The sequence below is a fragment of the Synechococcus sp. A15-127 genome (genome assembly GCF_014280215.1).
GTDB lineage: Bacteria > Cyanobacteriota > Cyanobacteriia > PCC-6307 > Cyanobiaceae > Parasynechococcus.
This window is the reverse complement of the sequence record NZ_CP047948.1, coordinates 1,121,388-1,139,073: the sequence shown is the minus strand read 5'-3', so window position 1 is coordinate 1,139,073 and position 17,686 is coordinate 1,121,388. Positions and strand designations below refer to the sequence as shown.

Annotated in this window: 23 protein-coding genes; 10 read left to right on the top strand and 13 right to left on the bottom strand. The window is 63.2% G+C overall.

Going from position 1 to position 17,686, the window contains the following annotated elements; all coding sequences use genetic code 11:
• The first annotated feature begins 436 nt into the window (after window positions 1–436).
• From SynA15127_RS05750 to SynA15127_RS05740, 3 genes are read left to right on the top strand one after another with little or no spacing between them, the layout of a single operon-like run.
• Window positions 437–1,279, top strand: a complete 843-nt coding sequence (locus tag SynA15127_RS05750) for a DUF429 domain-containing protein (RefSeq protein ID WP_186485363.1) — start codon at window positions 437–439, stop codon at window positions 1,277–1,279.
• 47 nt (window positions 1,280–1,326) lie between these two features.
• Window positions 1,327–1,635, top strand: a complete 309-nt coding sequence (locus tag SynA15127_RS05745; protein WP_222930461.1) for an Arc family DNA-binding protein — start codon at window positions 1,327–1,329, stop codon at window positions 1,633–1,635.
• On the top strand, window positions 1,632–2,063 hold the full coding sequence (locus tag SynA15127_RS05740; RefSeq protein WP_186485362.1) for a type II toxin-antitoxin system VapC family toxin: 432 nt from the start codon (window positions 1,632–1,634) through the stop codon (window positions 2,061–2,063). The genes SynA15127_RS05745 and SynA15127_RS05740 overlap by 4 nt, the downstream gene beginning before the upstream one ends.
• An 18-nt stretch (window positions 2,064–2,081) precedes the next feature.
• On the opposite strand, the gene SynA15127_RS05735 is transcribed toward SynA15127_RS05740, so the two are convergent.
• The 4 genes from SynA15127_RS05735 to SynA15127_RS05720 all read right to left on the bottom strand — a co-directional run bounded on the left by SynA15127_RS05735 (window position 2,082) and on the right by SynA15127_RS05720 (window position 5,161).
• A complete protein-coding gene (locus SynA15127_RS05735; protein WP_255475641.1) occupies window positions 2,082–2,699 on the bottom strand; it encodes a hypothetical protein in 618 nt (205 codons plus the stop codon).
• Window positions 2,700–2,719: 20 nt separating this feature from the next.
• Complete coding sequence (locus SynA15127_RS05730; RefSeq protein WP_186485360.1) at window positions 2,720–3,124, bottom strand: hypothetical protein; 405 nt, start codon at window positions 3,122–3,124, stop codon at window positions 2,720–2,722.
• Between the two features lie 42 nt (window positions 3,125–3,166).
• Complete coding sequence (locus SynA15127_RS05725) at window positions 3,167–3,403, bottom strand: hypothetical protein (protein ID WP_253912780.1); 237 nt, start codon at window positions 3,401–3,403, stop codon at window positions 3,167–3,169.
• A gap of 126 nt (window positions 3,404–3,529) precedes the next feature.
• The gene (locus SynA15127_RS05720) at window positions 3,530–5,161 is read right to left on the bottom strand and encodes an FAD-dependent oxidoreductase (protein ID WP_186485359.1); all 1,632 of its coding nucleotides are present in this window, start codon (window positions 5,159–5,161) and stop codon (window positions 3,530–3,532) included.
• Window positions 5,162–5,223: 62 nt separating this feature from the next.
• Here SynA15127_RS05720 and SynA15127_RS05715 point away from each other — a divergent pair, with 62 nt between their 5' ends.
• Together SynA15127_RS05715 and SynA15127_RS05710 are read left to right on the top strand one after the other, a co-directional pair.
• Entirely contained in the window at window positions 5,224–6,978 is a 1,755-nt protein-coding gene (locus SynA15127_RS05715; protein ID WP_186485358.1) for a gamma-glutamyltransferase family protein, read from the top strand.
• 156 nt (window positions 6,979–7,134) lie between these two features.
• Window positions 7,135–7,476: a hypothetical protein gene (locus SynA15127_RS05710; RefSeq protein WP_186485357.1), complete on the top strand. Its 342-nt coding sequence runs from the start codon at window positions 7,135–7,137 to the stop codon at window positions 7,474–7,476.
• 6 nt (window positions 7,477–7,482) lie between these two features.
• On the opposite strand, the gene SynA15127_RS05705 is transcribed toward SynA15127_RS05710, so the two are convergent.
• From SynA15127_RS05705 to SynA15127_RS05670, 8 genes are read right to left on the bottom strand one after another with little or no spacing between them, the layout of a single operon-like run.
• Window positions 7,483–8,223, bottom strand: a complete 741-nt coding sequence (locus SynA15127_RS05705; RefSeq protein ID WP_186485356.1) for a DUF3050 domain-containing protein — start codon at window positions 8,221–8,223, stop codon at window positions 7,483–7,485.
• 2 nt (window positions 8,224–8,225) lie between these two features.
• Complete coding sequence (locus SynA15127_RS05700) at window positions 8,226–8,693, bottom strand: nuclear transport factor 2 family protein (RefSeq protein WP_043690754.1); 468 nt, start codon at window positions 8,691–8,693, stop codon at window positions 8,226–8,228.
• Window positions 8,694–8,708: 15 nt separating this feature from the next.
• Window positions 8,709–8,990, bottom strand: coding sequence for an MSMEG_0570 family nitrogen starvation response protein (locus tag SynA15127_RS05695; RefSeq protein WP_043690753.1), 282 nt, complete (start codon window positions 8,988–8,990; stop codon window positions 8,709–8,711).
• 56 nt (window positions 8,991–9,046) lie between these two features.
• The gene (locus tag SynA15127_RS05690) at window positions 9,047–10,021 is read right to left on the bottom strand and encodes a sll0787 family AIR synthase-like protein (protein ID WP_186485355.1); all 975 of its coding nucleotides are present in this window, start codon (window positions 10,019–10,021) and stop codon (window positions 9,047–9,049) included.
• On the bottom strand, window positions 10,018–10,668 hold the full coding sequence (locus SynA15127_RS05685) for an MSMEG_0567/Sll0786 family nitrogen starvation N-acetyltransferase (protein ID WP_186485592.1): 651 nt from the start codon (window positions 10,666–10,668) through the stop codon (window positions 10,018–10,020). The genes SynA15127_RS05690 and SynA15127_RS05685 overlap by 4 nt, the downstream gene beginning before the upstream one ends.
• 5 nt (window positions 10,669–10,673) lie before the next feature.
• A complete protein-coding gene (locus SynA15127_RS05680) occupies window positions 10,674–11,765 on the bottom strand; it encodes an MSMEG_0568 family radical SAM protein (RefSeq protein WP_186485354.1) in 1,092 nt (363 codons plus the stop codon).
• Window positions 11,758–12,726 (bottom strand): Nit6803 family nitrilase, encoded by a 969-nt coding sequence (locus SynA15127_RS05675; protein WP_186485353.1) that lies wholly within the window; start codon window positions 12,724–12,726, stop codon window positions 11,758–11,760. The genes SynA15127_RS05680 and SynA15127_RS05675 overlap by 8 nt, the downstream gene beginning before the upstream one ends.
• A 19-nt stretch (window positions 12,727–12,745) precedes the next feature.
• A complete protein-coding gene (locus SynA15127_RS05670; RefSeq protein WP_006041142.1) occupies window positions 12,746–13,228 on the bottom strand; it encodes an MSMEG_0572/Sll0783 family nitrogen starvation response protein in 483 nt (160 codons plus the stop codon).
• A 174-nt stretch (window positions 13,229–13,402) separates the two neighbouring features.
• On the opposite strand from SynA15127_RS05670, the gene SynA15127_RS05665 reads away from it, so the two are divergent.
• Together SynA15127_RS05665 and SynA15127_RS05660 are read left to right on the top strand one after the other, a co-directional pair.
• Window positions 13,403–14,701, top strand: a complete 1,299-nt coding sequence (locus SynA15127_RS05665; protein ID WP_186485352.1) for an MSMEG_0569 family flavin-dependent oxidoreductase — start codon at window positions 13,403–13,405, stop codon at window positions 14,699–14,701.
• Window positions 14,702–14,725: 24 nt separating this feature from the next.
• Window positions 14,726–14,902, top strand: coding sequence for a hypothetical protein (locus SynA15127_RS05660; RefSeq protein WP_156957059.1), 177 nt, complete (start codon window positions 14,726–14,728; stop codon window positions 14,900–14,902).
• Between the two features lie 16 nt (window positions 14,903–14,918).
• On the opposite strand, the gene SynA15127_RS05655 is transcribed toward SynA15127_RS05660, so the two are convergent.
• Entirely contained in the window at window positions 14,919–15,095 is a 177-nt protein-coding gene (locus SynA15127_RS05655; protein ID WP_186485351.1) for a DUF427 domain-containing protein, read from the bottom strand.
• A 460-nt stretch (window positions 15,096–15,555) separates the two neighbouring features.
• Here SynA15127_RS05655 and SynA15127_RS05650 point away from each other — a divergent pair, with 460 nt between their 5' ends.
• Genes SynA15127_RS05650 through SynA15127_RS05640 form a run of 3 tightly spaced genes read left to right on the top strand, consistent with a single transcriptional unit; the run spans window position 15,556 to window position 17,626 of the window.
• Window positions 15,556–15,717 (top strand): hypothetical protein, encoded by a 162-nt coding sequence (locus SynA15127_RS05650; RefSeq protein WP_186485350.1) that lies wholly within the window; start codon window positions 15,556–15,558, stop codon window positions 15,715–15,717.
• 3 nt (window positions 15,718–15,720) lie between these two features.
• On the top strand, window positions 15,721–15,897 hold the full coding sequence (locus tag SynA15127_RS05645; RefSeq protein WP_186485349.1) for a hypothetical protein: 177 nt from the start codon (window positions 15,721–15,723) through the stop codon (window positions 15,895–15,897).
• A gap of 49 nt (window positions 15,898–15,946) precedes the next feature.
• Window positions 15,947–17,626 (top strand): protein adenylyltransferase SelO family protein, encoded by a 1,680-nt coding sequence (locus SynA15127_RS05640; protein ID WP_186485348.1) that lies wholly within the window; start codon window positions 15,947–15,949, stop codon window positions 17,624–17,626.
• The last annotated feature ends 60 nt before the right edge of the window (window positions 17,627–17,686 follow it).

Below are 17,686 nucleotides of genomic sequence, written 5' to 3'. Positions count from 1 at the left end.
GGCAGATCAGCCTGGAGTTGTTGTGTTGCGTGAGGGCAATTCGTTGCATGACCCCGATCGACTCAACGCGGATATCAGTCCTGCGCTCAGTCGTCGTAGATCTTGCATCCAGGTGCAGTAGGAGATTTGTCGCAACGCTCCTCCCAGTACAGATCGTGCTGAGGCTTCATGGCTTGCCTGGGTTCATCAGCCTGATTGGGCTGAGCCTTGTCAAATGCATTGAGTGGGACGCATAGATCGAAAAAACCTGAACAGATCGTGACCATCTCTCTCCGTATCGCTGATTTATCTCTACTCCTCTGTGCTCGAAAATCAATAGGTACTTCATGCATTCCTTCACATGGAGGAAGGCGTGATAACGCCTGGCCACCTCGGGCGCTGCAAACTGTTGAAGCAGAGGCCATCGACTGACCACTGATCAATCCCTGGGTCCTGGATGGCCAACCAACCTGATCCAGACATCGTCCACTGCGTTCTCGGCATCGACGCCGCCTGGACAGCGCACAATCCCAGCGGTGTGGCCCTGGTGCAACGGGCCGCTGAAGGTTGGCAATGCCTGGCGCTGGCCCCGAGTTACGACGCCTTTCTCGCCCTCTCCGCCGGCCAACCCCTGGATGGGAGCCGGAAAGCGCAGGGCAGTGAACCCGATCCCGCCGCTCTGCTGAAGGCCTGCCGTCAGCTGGCAGAACACACCGTGGACTGCGTGTCGGTCGACATGCCCCTGGCCACGACACCGATCACCAGCCGCAGGGCCGCCGACACCGCCATCGCCAGCCGCTTCGGACCCAGAGGTTGCGCTGTGCACAGCCCATCAGCCGAACGCCCCGGTGCCATCGCCGATCAACTGCGCGAACGCTTCGCCGAGCTCGGCGTTGCCCTGCACACCACTACGCTCCATCGCCAAGGGCCGGCCCTGATCGAGTGCTACCCCCATGTGGCCCTGCTGGCGCTGCTCAATCGCGACTATCGCGTTCCCTACAAGGTGAGTCGATCGGCTCAGTACTGGAAAGCGGAGCAGCTGACACGCGCCGATCGGATCGAACGGCTACTCGATCAATTCCAGGCGATCAAAGCCGGGCTAGAGGCCCACATCAGCGGCATCCCCGAGCTCATCCCCCAGCCATCCGCGGTGACAACACTGGCATCACTCAAGCCAGTGGAAGACATGCTTGATGCCCTGATCTGCGCCTGGATCGGCATCGAACACCTCGAAGGCCGAACCGCTGGCCTTGGTGATGCCACCGCTGCCATCTGGGTGCCGGCAAACCAGGTGGAGTGAGACAGCCAGGGCATGAAGGCATGGCAGGCAGCAACCGATCAAACCCCATGGCCATCGCTAGCATTGACAGCAATGACAGCACTGCAGGCAATCCTCGCCCCATGGCCACCCTGACGATCCGCAACCTCGACGACGCCGTGCGCGATCAACTCCGGCGCCGCGCCGCCGAGCACGGCCACTCAATGGAGGAAGAGGTGCGCCAGATTCTTCGCCAGGCGGTCGAACCCGCGAAACCAGCTGCAACCACTGAGGGGTTGGGTTCACGCATCCACAACCACTTCGCAGGCCTTGGGAGCCTCGAGCTGGATCTGCCCTCACGAAACGACAGCCCATCAGCGCCGAGCCTTCAGCTGTGATCGTTCTCGACACCAACGTGCTTTCGGAACTGATGAAGCCACAGCCGGCAACCGCCGTGATGGCTTGGGCCGATCAGCTCAGTGCCGGAGCCGTCGCCATCACAGCCATGAATGAAGCCGAAATCCTGCACGGCATCGCCCGCCTGCCCGACTCCCAGCGCAAGCAGCAACTCCAGCAGAGCTGGAGCACCCTTGTTGCTGACGTACTCATGCACCCAGTGCTTCCGTTCAACAGCGCAGCAGCGCACTGGTATGCAGCCTTGGTGAGCCATCGCGAACGCATGGCACGCCCGATCAGCTCCGCCGACGCCGTGATCGCCGCCACAGCTCTCGCCCATGACGGACAGCTGGCCACACGCAACACCACTGATTTCGAAGCCATTGGCCTGCCGCTGATCAACCCCTGGGCCAGAGCAGGCGCGTCGTGAAGCATCGACTCGGCATCCTCAGTCCAGCGATGGCGGCGTGAAGGTGTCAGCCACCGCCACGATCCAACGGGCTGCCGCCGCCGTCACCTGTTCCTTGGTGACGTTGAACCCCAGATCGTGGCCCTGCGCGAGCAGATCGGGAATGATCGTCTGCCAGGCCATGCCGGCGGCACTGGCGTTGAGATCACCGATCAGCACAAAGGCCTTGGCCGCACCGGTCACCGCATCGGTGTACTCGGCATTGGCCGACACCTTGCTGCGGTACCAGTCGCTCACCTGATCACGCTGGGCCTTGCTCAGAAACGGCGGCGCCCCCACCAGATAGGCATCGAGCACCAGCATCGGGCTGGGCACGCTCTGGCCGGGGTGCTTGAGCGCGAACCAGGCCTGGCCGATCGATGCGGCATCGGGCCAATGGCACAGGAGTGCGGCGTCCTGGCTGTCGAGTGAGTGCTGCGCAGCCAGCGCGTCGATGCGTTCGAGCAACTCAGCTCCTGTGACCGGCGGCTCGGTGCGGGAGTGTTCAGCCCGGGCTTCGTTGATCGCCTCAGCCACCGCCGCTTCGTTCTGGCCCAACTTCTGCAGAGCACGCTTGAGGTTGGCATCAGGATCAGCTGGGCTGGCCAAGGGGATCACGCAGGGGTGAATCCACGATGTCATTGATGATCATCACGCCGGCTCAGGCGAGCCCCATCCCACGACGCTCTCGACAGGATCTCTCTCAGCCGATCAAGCACGGATTGCTTGTCGTCATTCCACGCAACCTGATTCACAGCGATCAGATACTCATGCTGCACGCCGGTTCCCCGGATTCGTGACGCGGCAATGGCCACATCGTCGTAACCAAACGGGAAAGACGCATCAGGCGGGCAACCAAGAATGCCCTCGGAAACGAACAGCAGAAAATCAAACAGCACCGGGCTGAAATACTCATCGTCCGCCCTCAGATCACCGCAGGACACCATCTGATCTCTGGTCTGCGGCGTATACGTGACGAACGAAAAGCACAGAGGATGGCCCGTGTTCTGAAGGTACAAACCTCTGAAACGTTGGCGACTCATCGGCTGGGGGTACTGCCGTGGCACTTGGGGGCGAACGCTAACTCAGTCTTGATCCAGCTCGTCGTCTGGAACGTAGAACGGTTCATCCATTCCAGGCTCATTGTTCTGCAGAACAAAATCCTTCAGGCAATCGTCGCTTTCAAACACGAACAGATCGTCTTGTTCCGGATGGACACCTCTCATCTCGGGATGGCGATTGACAAGACGCGTGATCTTGCGGCGCTCCCGCACAAAACCCGATCCCTTTTCAACCAGATAAACCATCAGCGCGAGGTCCACCAGAACAAGCGTGACCATCTCCAATATCTGCATCATTCACAACCCTTCACTGAATGGACACTAGCGAAAGATGCATGAATGGCACTCAGCAAAAACGCCTGAAACCGACAACCGGTACTCGCCGGCTCATCCGGACCCCGCCAGCCAGGGCCAGCGCAGACCCGCCGCCTCGAGAGGATCCATCACCAGCTTGTTGAGGGCCCGGCCGAGCACCACCTGGGGTTCATCAGGGCGGATTGGAATCACCCGGTGTTCGCCGGAGTCCATTCCGCGCACAACCTCACGCCGCAGCAGCGAATTGGCCGCCTCCAGGCCGCACACATAGGCCCGTTCCTGGCAGAGGCCCTTAGCGCCGTGCTCCCGCTGCCCCATGCGCACCCAGTCGCCGGCGCACACCACCGTCGCCATGGAGGTCTCCAGCGGCGGGCGTTGCTGAAAGCTGCCCGGCGAAAACAACGACACCGATCCCGGATAACGCCGCACCTCCTGATCCACAACCTGCGCCTCCCGGAAGGCCGGCTGCGCCAGGGGCAGCAGTTCCTGCATCAGGCAGTCGACGATTGCCTGATCGCTCAACTCCGCAATGGCGCTGGCGTTGTAGAAGTCGCTGGCGATCACCGACCCCTGCACCGGTTGATCGCCCCAGAGCTCCTGCAGCGTTTCGCCCTGCAGCTGATCCAGCATGAAGAAGGTGCCCCCGGCGCCGCGCAGAGCCTCGAACCGCGAGAACACATTGGCGGGATCGGCGACGGCAACCGTGCGATCCAGCCACAAGCGCACCGACACCACATCGATCGCGCCGAGCTCGCCGGCCCGCAGCAGTTCCGGTGCCAGAGCGGCGCACTGCGGTGATGCCGCCATCAGCGATCCCAGCCCTCTGGCCCCCACCGCCAGCACCACCGCATCCACGCCGTCGATCAACCCCGTCTCGCCCGTGGCCAGCGATCGCGTCTGCACCGATTCGATCGCCCCGTTGCCTGCCGACACGTTCAGGCGAGCCGCCAGGGTTCCCCCCAGCACCTGCAGCTGATGCTCGCGGCCCAGCCGCTGGCTCAACGGCGCGAGCAGTTGCTCGCCGATGCTCCGGCTCCTGATCCAGCGCACATCAAAGGAATCCTGGTGCGCCAGCGCGTAGTAGTAGAGGAGCTCCATCGTCACCGCCGCCGACAGCTCCTCCGGTGGCTTGAACAGCCCCACCAGCAGGATCGGCCGCAGGAACTCATCGATCATCCGCTCGCTGATCTGCAGCTGCCGGAACAGGCTGAGCGCATCGAGAGCGTCGTAGCGCTCGAACACCGCGGCGCTGCGGTTCAGATCGAGCATCGCCACCAGCAGCCCGGCGATGCTGAGCCGATCGGCAACCGGCAGCCGCTTGAAGTTGCTGATCGTGGCGAACGCCTGCCCCAGCGGACTGGGCAGCTGCAGCCCAGCACCGAACACCGGTGCTGTGGCCTCCAGCCCCTGGGGCGACCAGAAGGCACTGCTGGTGAAGTCGGTGAACACGTTGCTCAGTCCGAGTTCATCGGTGAGCGCATTGATGTTGGGGTAATCCCGCCAGAAGCCGCGGGTGCCGGCTTCAAACGGTTTGCCGCTGGTGGTGGTCAGCGGCGTGCTGCCGGTGGGATCCGCCAGCCCATCCACGAGCGTGACCCGCACACCGGCCTGGCAGAGGGCCTTGGCCGCACCCCAGCCACCCCAGCCGGCTCCGATCACCACCACATGCGAAGGGCCGGCCGTTGATCGGTGTTGCACCGCCATCATTCAGCCCTGCCGCCGGTCGAGGCGCACAAGCTAGGCAGGGTTGATCCGGCACCACCCCGATGCTCCGCGCCCTGCTGCTGATCCTCAGCCTCTGCATCGGCAGCACCGCCGTTGGCGCAGCACCGGTGAGCCGCGACGATCCGGAATCATCCGATCCCGGTGGTGCCGCCATCTCCACCGCCGTCGGCTCGGCCGTGGTGGTCACCGCCAATCCCCTCGCCAGCCGGGCCGCCCTGGCAATTCTCAATGCCGGCGGTTCCGCGGTGGATGCCCTGGTCACCGCCCAGGCGGTGCTGGCGGTGGTGGAACCCCAGAGCTCCGGTCTGGCGGGCGGTGGTTTTCTGCTGCACTGGGATGCCCGGCAGCAGCAGCTGGAAGTGCTCGATGGCCGCGAGATCGCCCCGCAGCGCAGCCGACCGGGCGATCTGCTGCAGCCCTCCGGCGAACCGCTGCCCTGGCGGCAAGCCACCAGCCGTTTTGAGGCCATCGGCGTGCCCGGCACCGTGGCTCTGCTCTGGGAGGCCCATCAGCAGCACGGCCGCCTGCCCTGGGCCACCACGCTGAAACCGGCCATCCGCCTGGCCCGCGATGGCTTCCGCCCCAGCCCGCGCCTGCGCCGCTCGCTCGGCATCGCCCAACGCATCGGCGTGGACCACAGCCCCGCCTTCCAGGCGCTCTACCTGCCCGGCGGCCAGCCCCCTCCCTCCGACCAGCTGTTCCGCAACCCGGCCCTGGCGCGCAGCCTGGAGCTGCTGGCCAACGACGGTGGCCCCTCGTTTTACGACGGGGCTCTGGCGGAGCGGATCCTGGCGGGGATGGCTGCCCTGCAGACCCTGCAGCCCGGCTTCCGCGTCTGGACTGCTGCCGACCTCAGCTCCTATGCGGTGGTCCGCCGCCAACCCCTCTGCAGGCAGCAGTGGAACCACCGGCTGTGCACGATGCCGCCACCCAGCAGTGGTGGGCTGGCGGTGCTGCAGACCCTGGCGCTGCTGGAGCTGGGCAAAGGGCTGACCGATGCATCCGATCCCCACACCTGGCGGCAGCTGGCGCGAGCGCAGGCCTGGGCCGATGCCGATCGCCTCTACTGGGTGCACGATCCGATCGATGGCGCCATCCCCACCGGGGCGCTGCTGGATCGGCGCTACATCCAGTCCCGCAGCGCAGCGATGCAGGCCTCCCCAGCCCAGCGTCCGGCCCCGGGACTGCCGCCGGGCATGGCGCGTTATCCCTTCGCACTGCCGGATCAGGGCCGCGAACAGGGAACCACCCACCTGGCGATCGTGGATGCCCGGGGAAACCTCGCCTCCTACACCAGCTCGGTGGAGACCGTGTTCGGCAGCCGCCATCTGGTGGCGGGGATGGTGCTGAACAACCAGCTCACCGACTTCTCCTTTCAACCCGCGATCAACGGCCGCCCGGTGGCGAACCGCCGCCGGCCCGGTCGCCGACCGGTGTCGTCGATGGCCCCGATAATCGTGTTCCGCCACGGCAAACCGGTGCTGTCGGTCGGCAGCCCGGGAGGACGCAGCATCCCCCACGTGCTCAGCCGGGTGCTGCTGGCCTCACTGGTGTGGCAGGAGCCACCGGCGCGGGCCGTGGGACTGCCGCATCTCTCGATGCGCAGCTCGGGGTTGGCGGTGGAGAAGGATCCGCCCCTGCCCTGGCCGGTCGCCACCGATCAACTGGTGCTGAACGATCAACCGATGCGACGGCAACGCCTCGGCAGCGGCACCGCCCTGCTGCAGTGGATCGACGGCCGCTGGCAGGGGGCTGCCGACCCACGCCGCGAGGGAACCGCCCTGGCCATCCCCTGACCGGAACAAGCAGAGATCAGTTAGCACTCTGAGGATGAGAGTGCTAGTTGGAAGTGATGACGAGAGGACGCAATCAAGAGTGAGTAAAGATCATCAACACGAACCTTTTCCCAGAGAAAAAACCCGTACGTTCGATCGCAACGAGTGACAAGATGCATGATCCTGCTTCACTTCTTCGGGCTGGGAGATGTTCTGCGCCGGTTTGAGCTTGAGCAGCTCACCGGGCTCAATCTGATGGGCTTCCGACCACTCAATCTGGATGATCTGGTGATCTGGTCACAGGAGGTGGCACTCCAGCACCAATGGGATGCAGACAGAATTCATCAGGATGTGCTGCGGCTCTGGATCAATCAGGCCGACGACATCAGTGCGTGGAAACTCCGCCTGCAGCACTCCCCCGGTGAGGTGGAGCTGCTCGCCGGCATCGGTGATGAACAGAGCTGGCAACGCCACTGGGAAAGGATGCTGCGCCAGACGCCCCGCGGTGGCCGGGCCTGAATCAGATCAGACGGCGACGGGATTCGCCAGCTGAGCCTGCACAGCGTCCCAGAAACAGTGCCGATCGCCGATCACCCGTGATCGCACCCGCTCCACCCGATCGCGTGCCATGGGATCGCAACCGATGAGTACCTCAACCATCTGCTCGGCCAGGGGGCCATGGATGTCGCCATCCAGCTCGATGTGGCGCTCGAGGTACCAGCACAGGGTTGGGCAGGGCAGATTGATCAGACGCAGACGCGCCAGCAGCGAAAGGAACAGATCAGGCACGATCAGCTCCCGGCCGTAGGTGAAGGCCGCAGCAAGGGCATCCACCTCGCCCGCACGGATCAGGTCCTGGGTGGTGCGCAGAAATCGGCGTGCCGCATCCGGAATCGAGGGGTGACACACGGAACCGTGCAGATCTCCGGCCATCGCCTGAACGAGAACGGCATCGATCACGCTGGTGTCGGCGTCGATTTCCTCCATCGCCCGCCGGTAGATGGCGAAGTGGCTGAGATGCAGAGGGCCACCGAGATGATCCGGCAGGCAATCGCACTCCTCCTCGGCCACGAGGCTGTTGATCAGCCCGGCAATCCTGGGGTGCGGCGGAGGAGCCCAAGGCGCACCGGATGGAGCGAGATGCTGCTGCAGAGCCTTGAGCAGCAGCATGAAATCCCACACCGCGAAAACGTGATGTTCAACGAACAGCCGCAGGTGAGCGATGGAATCAATCGCCTGGGGCAGCGGGTGACGCTGAAAATTCACACTCAGAGGCCCAGTTCGGTCAGACCGGGGAAGTCATCCGGCCGGGGTCCATCACCCCAGGTGAATCGGCGATCCTCCGGTTTGATCGACACATCATTGATGCTTGCCTCACGGCGACGCATCAGACCGGTCTCCGAAAACTCCCAGTTTTCGTTGCCATGGGACCGGAAGAAATGTCCGGAATCGTCATGCCATTCGTATTGGAATCGAACAGCGATTCTGTTGCCGGCGTAGGCCCACACCTCCTTGATCAACTTGTAATCAAGTTCCTGAGACCATTTGCGCTTCAGAAAAGCAAGGATCTGATCCCGGCCGTGGATGAATTCGCTGCGATTGCGCCAGAAACTGTCTTCGGTGTAGGCCAGCGAAACTTTCTCTGGATCTTTGGTGTTCCAGGCATTTTCCGCCATCCTGGCTTTCTGCTGAGCGGTTTCCAGCGTGAAAGGTGGAAACGGTGGTTTTCCAGTCATGGGATTAAATAAAAGTCAGGGCAGCTGGCTGATCACACGCACGCTGGCATCAGGGCTGTAGCGGGCAACCCACTGAAGCAGCTGAGATTCCTCCTCATCCGTTCGTGTACAGGCGAATCCATAACGGGCTCGAACCCGCTCGGATGCGGCCCGCAGGGCCTTGACGCCCAGCGATTCGAATTCAGAAACCCGGAAGGAATCACCGGCTTTCAGGTACTGCAGGATCACCGTGGAAGGTGAATACAACGTGCTGGATTGACCATCAGGCCATTCCAGCTCAAAACGGACTTCGGGCATTCATCAGGCCTGACCGGAAGGATCCTGCATCACGCAAATCCGCCGCTGCTGTCTCATCAGTCACAGCCGAAGCCAGTCAGCCCTTCGCTGCCATCCCACAGAAGTTCCTGATCACCTTCACGCTGTAACGCAACCCCACAGGGGCCGCTGCCGAAGGATCCGATCCGGCAGCAGATCAGGTGCGGATCCCCCTGCAGCATCCGTTGCAACCTGCCGGTCATCGACGGACGCACCGCCAGCAGATATCCGAAACTGGGAAAGCAGCGGAGCCAGGCCTGTTCATCCACCTGATCAGGTCGCTCGATCGCATCGAGCTCCAGGGTGATGGGAGAACCGCAGGATTCCGCGAACATCACCGCCGTGCCGCAGAGTCCGCCCATGCTGATGTCCTTGGCGGCATGAACGATGCCATCGGCCGCGAGCGCCGGAAGCAGGCTGAGATGAGAGCGCAACAGACCGGGGCTCGCCGCCGTGGCGGCATCCCAGAAGGGGTAGTGCCGATAGAAGCGACCGCTCCGGTTCACCAGCAGCCAGAGTTCATCCCCGGCTGACGCCGACCGGGCCGACAGCACAGGCCCCTCCGCCACACCGAGCACCGCGACCGACAGCGCTTCGTAGGGGCTCTGCTGATTGGAATGGCCACCGACCATCGGCACCGCGAAGCGGTCACAGGCGCTGCTCATCCCCTCCAGCAGACGCTGCAGCGAATCGGGCCCCTCGGTCCAGACGCTGTTCACCACAGCCAGCGGTCGCCCTCCCATCGCAGCGATGTCGCTGAGGTTCACCAGCACGCCGCTCCAGCCCGCGAACCAGGGATCCTCGACCACCAGAGCGGGATGCATGCCCTCGCAGGCCATCAACAGCTGCCCGCTCTGAGCAGGCAACAGGGCGGCATCGTCGCCCAACCGGCCCGGCTTGCCGAGATGGGGAAACGGCACGTGATTGAACATCGAAGCCGCCGGGCGGATGTCCCGCTTGGCGAGCAGACCGCTCTGACGGCGCAGCTCTTCCGCCAGCGACAGCAGGCTCATGCGGCCAGCTGCAGGGACGGTCGCTGCTGTTTGGCCGGAACGTAGTAGCTGAGGTCCGCCTGCATCAGGTGATGGCGGATGCCACGGATCTCCAGCTCCTCGATCGACGTCCAGTGCAATCGCTTGAAGAAGCGCACGTTCTGCAGCTGCACCGTGGCCAGAAACCGGTCGCATCCCCAGCCGTTCGCCGTGGTGACCGCTTTCCAGATCAGGCCCTTGCCGATCTGATTGTGGCGGCGGAAGGAACTGTGCACACCAAGCCTGCCGCCGTACCAGAGGCGCGGTTCGGTCTCGACGATCCGGACCACACCCACCACATCAACATCGTCATCCGCATCCGGGGAGGGAGGACCGTGCTGCAGGGCCGCGATCGGCCAGGCCACAGCATCGAGTTCATCGCGATCGGAGCGTTCGAACACGTTCTGCTCACGGCAGAAAATACTGCGCCGCAGACGCCAGTAGCCCCGTATCAGGTTGGAGTCGGGCCGCAGCAGATGGAACGAGAACCGATCCGAGCAAGCCGTCGGAGACAACTGGAAATCGTCGGCATCAACGCCGATTCCGGCACGCACCGATGGCGTGAACAGTCGCGGGGCCGAGCTCACGCTCCTGCCGATGCCACCACTGCTGGGATCAAGACAGAACATGCCGCTCAGCCCTCCTGCTCGAACATCGACAGGGCCGAGCAGGCGCCGCACTTAGCGCATCCAGCAGCCATCTGCTCGGAACGCAGGTCGCCCTGCCGCAGAAGGTCTGCGACGTCTCGGTAGACATCCACCATGAAGCTGGTGTCTGGCGAAGGGTGATGCTCCAGGGGTGTTCCGCTGATCGGCACGAAGGGCACCACGAAGGGGTACACCCCCAGTTCGATCAAGCGACGGCTGCAGTCGATCAAGGCGTCCCGGCTGTCACCGAGACCCGCCAGCAGGTACGTGGACACCTGACCGCGACCGAAGACGGCAACGGCATCGGCGAACGCCTTGTAGTAACGCTCCAGGCTGATCTCGGACTTGCCGGGCAGGATGCGGCGACGCACGTCCGCCTCCACAACCTCCAGATGCATGCCGAGGCTGTCGATGCCGGCCTGCTTCATCCGTTGATACCAGATCGGATCATCGGGGGGCTCGCACTGACCCTGAATGGGCAGATCGACCCGGCGCTTCACCGCGGCCGCCGTCTCCGCCATCAGCCGGGCACCACGGTCATCGGCGTTGGGCGTGCCGGTGGTCATCACCAGCTGACTGACGCCATCGAGACGCACCGCCGCCTCGGCCACTTCGGCCACCTGCTCGGGGGTCTTGCGGACCAGCGTCGCGTCGTCCTCCAACGACTGCTCAATCGCGCAGAACTGGCAGGACTGCGAGCGATCGCGGAAGCGGATGCAGGTCTGCAGCAGCGTTGTGGCGAGCACATCCCGGCTGTGCAGCAGGGCGATCGAGCGGTAGGGGATGCCATCCGCGGTGCTGAGCCCGTAGAACGCCGGTTCATCGGTGGCGGCGACCTGGGCCAGGGAGGCATCGCCCGGACCGCTGAGGGCGACGCCGTCCGGGGAAACGTCGAGATGATACGGCGACGCCTCGGAGGCGTTGTTGTACACAGGCACCATCACCGTGCGGCCACCGATCTCGAGAGCGCGGTGATCAGAGGGGCCGGCTCCACCCCGACGGCCCTGATTGCCGTTCAACGGCTCTGCCCGCAGACCCTTCACCTGCAGTTCCGTGACGAGGCGACCCAGATCAGACATGGTCGAGCTCCTCGCTGAAGGCGGTCGGCTCGACCGGCATGTCGTCCATGGTCAGGGCCGGAGTGCGGTTGATGCGCAGCGAGAGCAGTTCCGGCCGGCTGTAGTGGCCGACGCTGTCCATCATCCGTTTGCGCTTGGTGATCAGAGCCAGATCCAGCTCTGCGATGGCAAGGCCCTCGCCATCGGGCAGTGGTCCGGCCAGGTAACGGCCCTCCGGACTGATCACCGCGGTATGACAGCCCCCCTGAAAGGCCTTGTGCAGCGACGTATCCGGCGTGATCGACGCGAAATCCTCAGGGTCCAGCCACCCGGTGGAGCAGATCACGAAGCAGCCGGCCTCCAGGGCGTGGTGTCGCATCGTCACCGCGGTCTGTTCGGTGAAGATCGGACCGACGAGTGAACCGGGGAACTGGGCGCAGTGAATCTCCTCGCCCTGAGCCATCAGGGCGTAACGGGCCAGGGGGTTGTAGTGCTCCCAGCAGGCCAGCGCACCGATGCGGCCGAGGGGGGTGGGCACCACCTTCAACCCGGCACCGTCGCCCTGCCCCCAGACCATCCGTTCGTGATACGTGGGTGTGATCTTGCGTCGCTTGAGAACGATCTCGCCGCAGCTGTTGAACAGCAGCTGCGTGTTGTAGAGCGTGCCTCCATCGCGTTCGTTCACTCCGAGAAGCACCTGCATGCCGTGCTGACGGGCAGCGGCCGCGACTGCATCGGTGACAGGACCCGGCACGACGACCGCCTGGTCGTACAGAGCCAGGTGGGGGCGACCCATGCGAACCGGTGGTTCGACGAAGGAGAAATAGGGGTAGTAGGGAAGAAATGTCTCCGGAAAGACGATCAGCTCCACACCCTCGGCCGCCGCATCGGCCATGGCCTTGAGCACGTTCTGCAGAGATCCGTCGAGGCTGAACAGCACTGGACGGATCTGAGCGGCGGCAACTTTGACAGTGGTCACCATGACAGGAATCAGCTCCGGCTCAGAGCGTCCAGGTGTCGAGGATGAAGGCGCCTTCCTTGCGGTGCATCAGCACGATGTCGAGCACATCGAGAGGATTGACCGGCGTGATCCCTGGCATCAGGGCCTTCTCACCATGGCCGTAAAGCGCCTGAAGTGCGAAGCGGCAGGCGTAGACCTTTCCGCCCTGATCCATGAATTTCTGAAGGCGTGCATTGAAGTTGAGATGGCCGTCAAAGGCGGCATCACCAAGCTTCGGGAAACCCCGCATCACCCCGAGAGTGACGCCAGGACCGTAGAGCAGCACTGAGGTTTCGAAGCCTTTGTTGATCAGACGACTGGCCTGCAGAAGGTTCACCAGACCGATGGATCCTTCGAAGGCAACGGTATGGAATGTGACCAGAGCCTTTTCACCCGGCTCAGCCTTGACGTCAGGAAAAACTTTTTCCTCGTAGTCAACGAGAAAATCCCCCGGCTGATTGGCGGGGCGGTCGACTGCAGGCATGTGAAGAAACGTTGACGAACAGAAGCCTGCACCCTGGCATCAACGAAAAGTGTTCCATTTGCAACCAAATACAGCACCAATGCGCGAGAAATCGCTTCAACTAATTGTGTCTTTCAATACACAAATGAAAATGATTTTCCTGAATCATTGCAATGCCAAGTTGTGTGCTGAAGCATGCTCAACAGCGCGCATCACTCCGACAACCATCAGGTTGTGGTGATCGGGGCCGGACAGGCCGGCCTTTCCGTGAGCCAGGCACTTCAGCAGCACGGAATCCGTCCTCTGGTGCTTGAGAAGAACCGGATCGGACACGCCTGGGATCAACAACGCTGGGATTCCTTCTGCCTGGTGACTCCCAACTGGCAGTGCCAGCTGCCTGATTTCCCCTACGACGGCGATCAGCCTCAGGGATTCATGGCCAAGGCGGAGATCGTGACCTTCCTGCGCCGTTTCGCCCAGCACGTCGGGGCTGATGTGCACGAGGGTGTGGCCGTGCAGCGGCTTTCGCAGACCGGCAGCGGCTACCGCCTGCTCACCAGCGAAGGCGAGGTGAGAGCGCAGCAGGTGGTGGTGGCCACCGGTGGCTATCACACACCACGCAGGCATCCACTGGCGGAACGGCTACCGACCTCCGTGCTGCAGCTCGATGCCCGCGATTACCGCAATGCCGGATCCCTGCCGGAAGGCCCTGTGCTGGTGGTCGGCAGCGGCCAGTCCGGCAGTCAGATTGCCGAAGACCTGTTTCTATCCGGTCGGACGGTGCACCTGAGCGTGGGCAGCGCCCCCCGCTCGCCACGGATGTACCGGGGACGGGACGTGGTGGACTGGCTGGATCGCATGGGTTACTACGCCATGCCGATCAGCGAGCACGACGATCCACGCAGCGTGCGTGCCAAAACCAACCACTACCTCACGGGCCGGGATGGCGGCAGGGAAATCGATCTGCGGAGGCGTGCGATCGAAGGACTGCATCTGCACGGTCGCCTCGCGATGATCAGCAGCGACCGGATCCGGTTCGCCGACGACCTCAGCCGCAATCTTGATCAGGCCGATGCGGTGTACTGCCGGATCCGCAGCAGCATCGACAGCTGGATCGAGAAGCAGGCCATCGAGGCCCCCTCGGAGGCTCCTTACTCACCCTGCTGGCAGCCACCGGATGGGCAGGATCCGGGTCTTGATCTCACCGGTGAACCGCTGGCGGCAGTGATCTGGTGCACGGGCTACCGCAGTGATTTCAGCTGGATCGATGTACCGGTGTTCGATGGTTCCGGACAACCCGCCCACGATCGTGGCGTCACCCAGAGCAACGGCCTGTATTTCCTCGGCCTGCCTTGGCTGCACACCTGGGGGTCCGGACGGTTCTGCGGCGTGAAAGACGATGCTCTGTATCTCGCACGGCTGATCAGCCTGAGGCTGAAACGGCGGGACGCCAGCCAGGAACGGCTGGAATGCACCGCTCTGCTGGGCTCCTGAACAAGGTCAGGCCGCTGGAGAACCATGGCCGTTGAGACGATCCCTTGGCATGTTGAAGGGATGAAGCAACACTCCTGGCTCCAGCGCATCGGCACCTACCTGCTCGGCCTGGTGGATGAGTACTGGGCCATGCGCCGACCATGGCAGTACGGCAGCAAGCAGCCGCAGTGCGCTCTGCGCAACAACGGAGACCAGCTCTAGGGGCTGGATCGACCGCTCAGCTCACCACCACACCCCAGTAACGGGCCGTGCCCTTCCAGCCGCAGACGCTGGTGTGAGCCGATGCACTGTAAAAATCATTCCGCATCGAGGCAAGCGGGAAGCAGGGATGGCCATCAACCATCACGATGTCGTCGCTTTCAGCCATCACGGTGCCGCTGAAGATCGCCTGCATCGCCGGTGCATCGGAGTGAATCGGCTCAGGTGGCCATCGAGAGATCGGACCCGTCGTCGATCTTGAGATGCTTTGTCAGGCAGGTGGTGACACAGACCTGATCATTGATGTCGCATTCAGTGATGCAAACGAAGTACTCATCCAGGGCTTGCCATCGTTCAGTGATGGATTCATGGTTGTGTTCTCGTCTGAGCGAATACATGTGACCCTCGCAAGTTCAACACACTTACAAGCAGCATTCAGTTCAGGTCAAGAAAACTATTGCGCAGAGTAAATTACTTAGGAGGAAATTCTCAGGCTTAAATACTCAGTTTGCACCTCATGTGCAGCGATAGCTGAGATCAGACTGAGCACGCCGTTTCCATCTTCGTTGTCTGTCGTCTTCTGGGCAATGCGCCTTTACACGGGTTGCCGATGGGAAGCCGCCCCACAACAGTGAATCCAGGGCAGGGGAGACCCCATGGACTTCAGAAGCCGCATCTTTGCCAACTCGCGCGGTTCCACCATCGATGCCGTCGGCAACGGTCAGTACCTGGTCTGCCATGACTCCAGCTGTTTCAAGGTGAAGGGATGGCGACGGGCCCATGAGGCCGTGAAGCGCCTGGAAGGCTCATCGGACTGAACGATGGCTGAATATCGAATCCACTGCAGGCACTGCGGTTACGAGGGCCGCGACAACTCCCGTTGGATCCCCTTCGCCAAGGTGCAGGCCAGGGGACGGAGTTGCCCCCGCTGTAGGAAGGCGACGGATCTGGAACCCTGGTGCACGTTGCGGGCGGAAACCTCGGTGCCGGATCTCTGATCCGCGCAGGAGCGGCTCCATAGCATCGGCAGAGACCTGATCCGACCCCATGCCCACCACAGCGAACAGCTTCCAGGAGTTCGCCGCGCGGGTCGACTATTCGCTGCTGGAGGCTCTCCGGCCGGATCCGGACGCCACGGTTGATGGCAACGATCACCGGCCACGGCCGGTGATGTCCGGCCATTACGTGCCGGTGACGCCCACACCGATTCCCAATCCGGACTACGTCGCCCACAGCAGCACCCTGTTCGCCGAGCTGGGCCTGGACGATGCGCTCGCCCACGACCCCGATTTCACCCGCCTCTTCTCCGGTGATGCATCGGTGGCCACCCCCCCGATGCATCCCTGGGGCTGGGCCACCGGCTATGCCCTGTCGATCTACGGCACCGAATACATCCAGCAGTGCCCTTTCGGCACCGGCAACGGCTACGGCGATGGACGGGCGATGTCGATCGTCGAAGGCGTCTTTGAAGGCAGACGCTGGGAGATGCAGCTCAAGGGCGGCGGTCCGACCCCCTACTGCCGCGGGGCTGATGGCCGCGCCGTGCTGCGTTCCAGCGTGCGCGAATTCCTCGCCCAGGAGTTCATGCATGCCCTCGGCATTCCCAGCTCCCGCTCGCTGACGCTGTACATGTCACGCGATGAGACAGTGCGGCGGCCCTGGTATTCAGAGCACTCACGCTCCCTTGATCCGGACGTGATGGTGGACAACCCGGCGGCGATCAGCACCCGCGTCGCCCCCTCCTTCCTGCGCGTCGGGCAGATCGAACTGTTCGCCCGCCGCGCCCGCGAGAACGCCCACCCTGAAGCGCGCCATGAGCTGCAGCTGATCGTGCAGCACCTGATCGACCGCAACTACCGTCCGGAGATCGACCCCGACCTGTCCTTCCGTGAGCAGGTGCTGGAGCTGGCCCGCCTGTTCCGCGGCCGGCTGACGGCACTCGTCGCCGACTGGATGCGTGTCGGTTACTGCCAGGGAAATTTCAACAGCGATAACTGTGCCGCCGGCGGCTACACCCTCGACTACGGCCCCTTCGGCTTCTGCGAACTGTTCGATCCCCGCTTCCAGCCATGGACAGGCGGAGGAGCCCACTTCTCCTTCTTCAACCAGCCGATGGCGGCGGAAGCCAACTACCGCATGTTCTGGAAATCCCTGCGCACCCTGATGGAGGACGACAGCGACGCCCAGGAGCAGTTGGATCAACTGCAGGGAGGCTTCGCCGCGGCAATGCAGAAGCAGCTCGAGGACATGTGGGCCCGCAAGCTCGGGCTGGCCGCCTACGACGAAGCCCTGATCAGCGAACTGCTGCAGCTGCTGGTGGCCTCCAGAGCTGATTACACCCGGGTCTTCCGCCTGCTCTGCGCCATCCCCGAGCATCCGTCGGATCTTCACGCAGGCTTCTATCTGCCCTGTTCCGAGGAGCTGGACGCCCAGTGGTTGCTCTGGCTGCAACGCTGGCGTGCCCTGATCACAACCAACGGCACGTTCGAGGCGACATCGGCAGCCATGCAACGGGTCAACCCCGCCATCACCTGGCGGGAATGGCTGATCGCCCCCGCCTATCAACAGGCAGAACAGGGTGACAACGGCCTGATCCAGGAACTGCAGACCCTGTTCAGAACCCCGTACGACACCCCAACCGCCGATCTGGCCGCCGGATACGACCAGCTCAGACCACGTCAGTTCTTCAGCGCCGGAGGGATTTCCCACTACAGCTGTTCGTCATGAGCCCTTGGTGGCAACCGCCACACATCGGTTCAGCTGGTTAGTTTCACCATCCCACCAGCT

Bases quoted from the DNA above. Each gene is read 5' to 3' on its own strand.
- SynA15127_RS05670 (WP_006041142.1), bottom strand. From the start codon at position 13,228: ATGCCTGCAGTCGACCGCCCCGCCAATCAGCCGGGGGATTTTCTCGTT.
- SynA15127_RS05685 (WP_186485592.1), bottom strand. From the start codon at position 10,668: ATGTTCTGTCTTGATCCCAGCAGTGGTGGCATCGGCAGGAGCGTGAGC.
- SynA15127_RS05640 (WP_186485348.1), top strand. From the start codon at position 15,947: ATGCCCACCACAGCGAACAGCTTCCAGGAGTTCGCCGCGCGGGTCGAC.
- SynA15127_RS05720 (WP_186485359.1), bottom strand. From the start codon at position 5,161: ATGGCGGTGCAACACCGATCAACGGCCGGCCCTTCGCATGTGGTGGTG.
- SynA15127_RS05695 (WP_043690753.1), bottom strand. From the start codon at position 8,990: ATGCCCGAAGTCCGTTTTGAGCTGGAATGGCCTGATGGTCAATCCAGC.
- SynA15127_RS05675 (WP_186485353.1), bottom strand. From the start codon at position 12,726: ATGGTGACCACTGTCAAAGTTGCCGCCGCTCAGATCCGTCCAGTGCTG.
- SynA15127_RS05645 (WP_186485349.1), top strand. From the start codon at position 15,721: ATGGCTGAATATCGAATCCACTGCAGGCACTGCGGTTACGAGGGCCGC.
- SynA15127_RS05715 (WP_186485358.1), top strand. From the start codon at position 5,224: ATGCTCCGCGCCCTGCTGCTGATCCTCAGCCTCTGCATCGGCAGCACC.
- SynA15127_RS05700 (WP_043690754.1), bottom strand. From the start codon at position 8,693: ATGACTGGAAAACCACCGTTTCCACCTTTCACGCTGGAAACCGCTCAG.
- SynA15127_RS05680 (WP_186485354.1), bottom strand. From the start codon at position 11,765: ATGTCTGATCTGGGTCGCCTCGTCACGGAACTGCAGGTGAAGGGTCTG.
- SynA15127_RS05690 (WP_186485355.1), bottom strand. From the start codon at position 10,021: ATGAGCCTGCTGTCGCTGGCGGAAGAGCTGCGCCGTCAGAGCGGTCTG.
- SynA15127_RS05745 (WP_222930461.1), top strand. From the start codon at position 1,327: ATGGCCATCGCTAGCATTGACAGCAATGACAGCACTGCAGGCAATCCT.
- SynA15127_RS05660 (WP_156957059.1), top strand. From the start codon at position 14,726: ATGGCCGTTGAGACGATCCCTTGGCATGTTGAAGGGATGAAGCAACAC.
- SynA15127_RS05650 (WP_186485350.1), top strand. From the start codon at position 15,556: ATGGACTTCAGAAGCCGCATCTTTGCCAACTCGCGCGGTTCCACCATC.
- SynA15127_RS05730 (WP_186485360.1), bottom strand. From the start codon at position 3,124: ATGAGTCGCCAACGTTTCAGAGGTTTGTACCTTCAGAACACGGGCCAT.
- SynA15127_RS05665 (WP_186485352.1), top strand. From the start codon at position 13,403: ATGCTCAACAGCGCGCATCACTCCGACAACCATCAGGTTGTGGTGATC.
- SynA15127_RS05710 (WP_186485357.1), top strand. From the start codon at position 7,135: ATGATCCTGCTTCACTTCTTCGGGCTGGGAGATGTTCTGCGCCGGTTT.
- SynA15127_RS05655 (WP_186485351.1), bottom strand. From the start codon at position 15,095: ATGCAGGCGATCTTCAGCGGCACCGTGATGGCTGAAAGCGACGACATC.
- SynA15127_RS05750 (WP_186485363.1), top strand. From the start codon at position 437: ATGGCCAACCAACCTGATCCAGACATCGTCCACTGCGTTCTCGGCATC.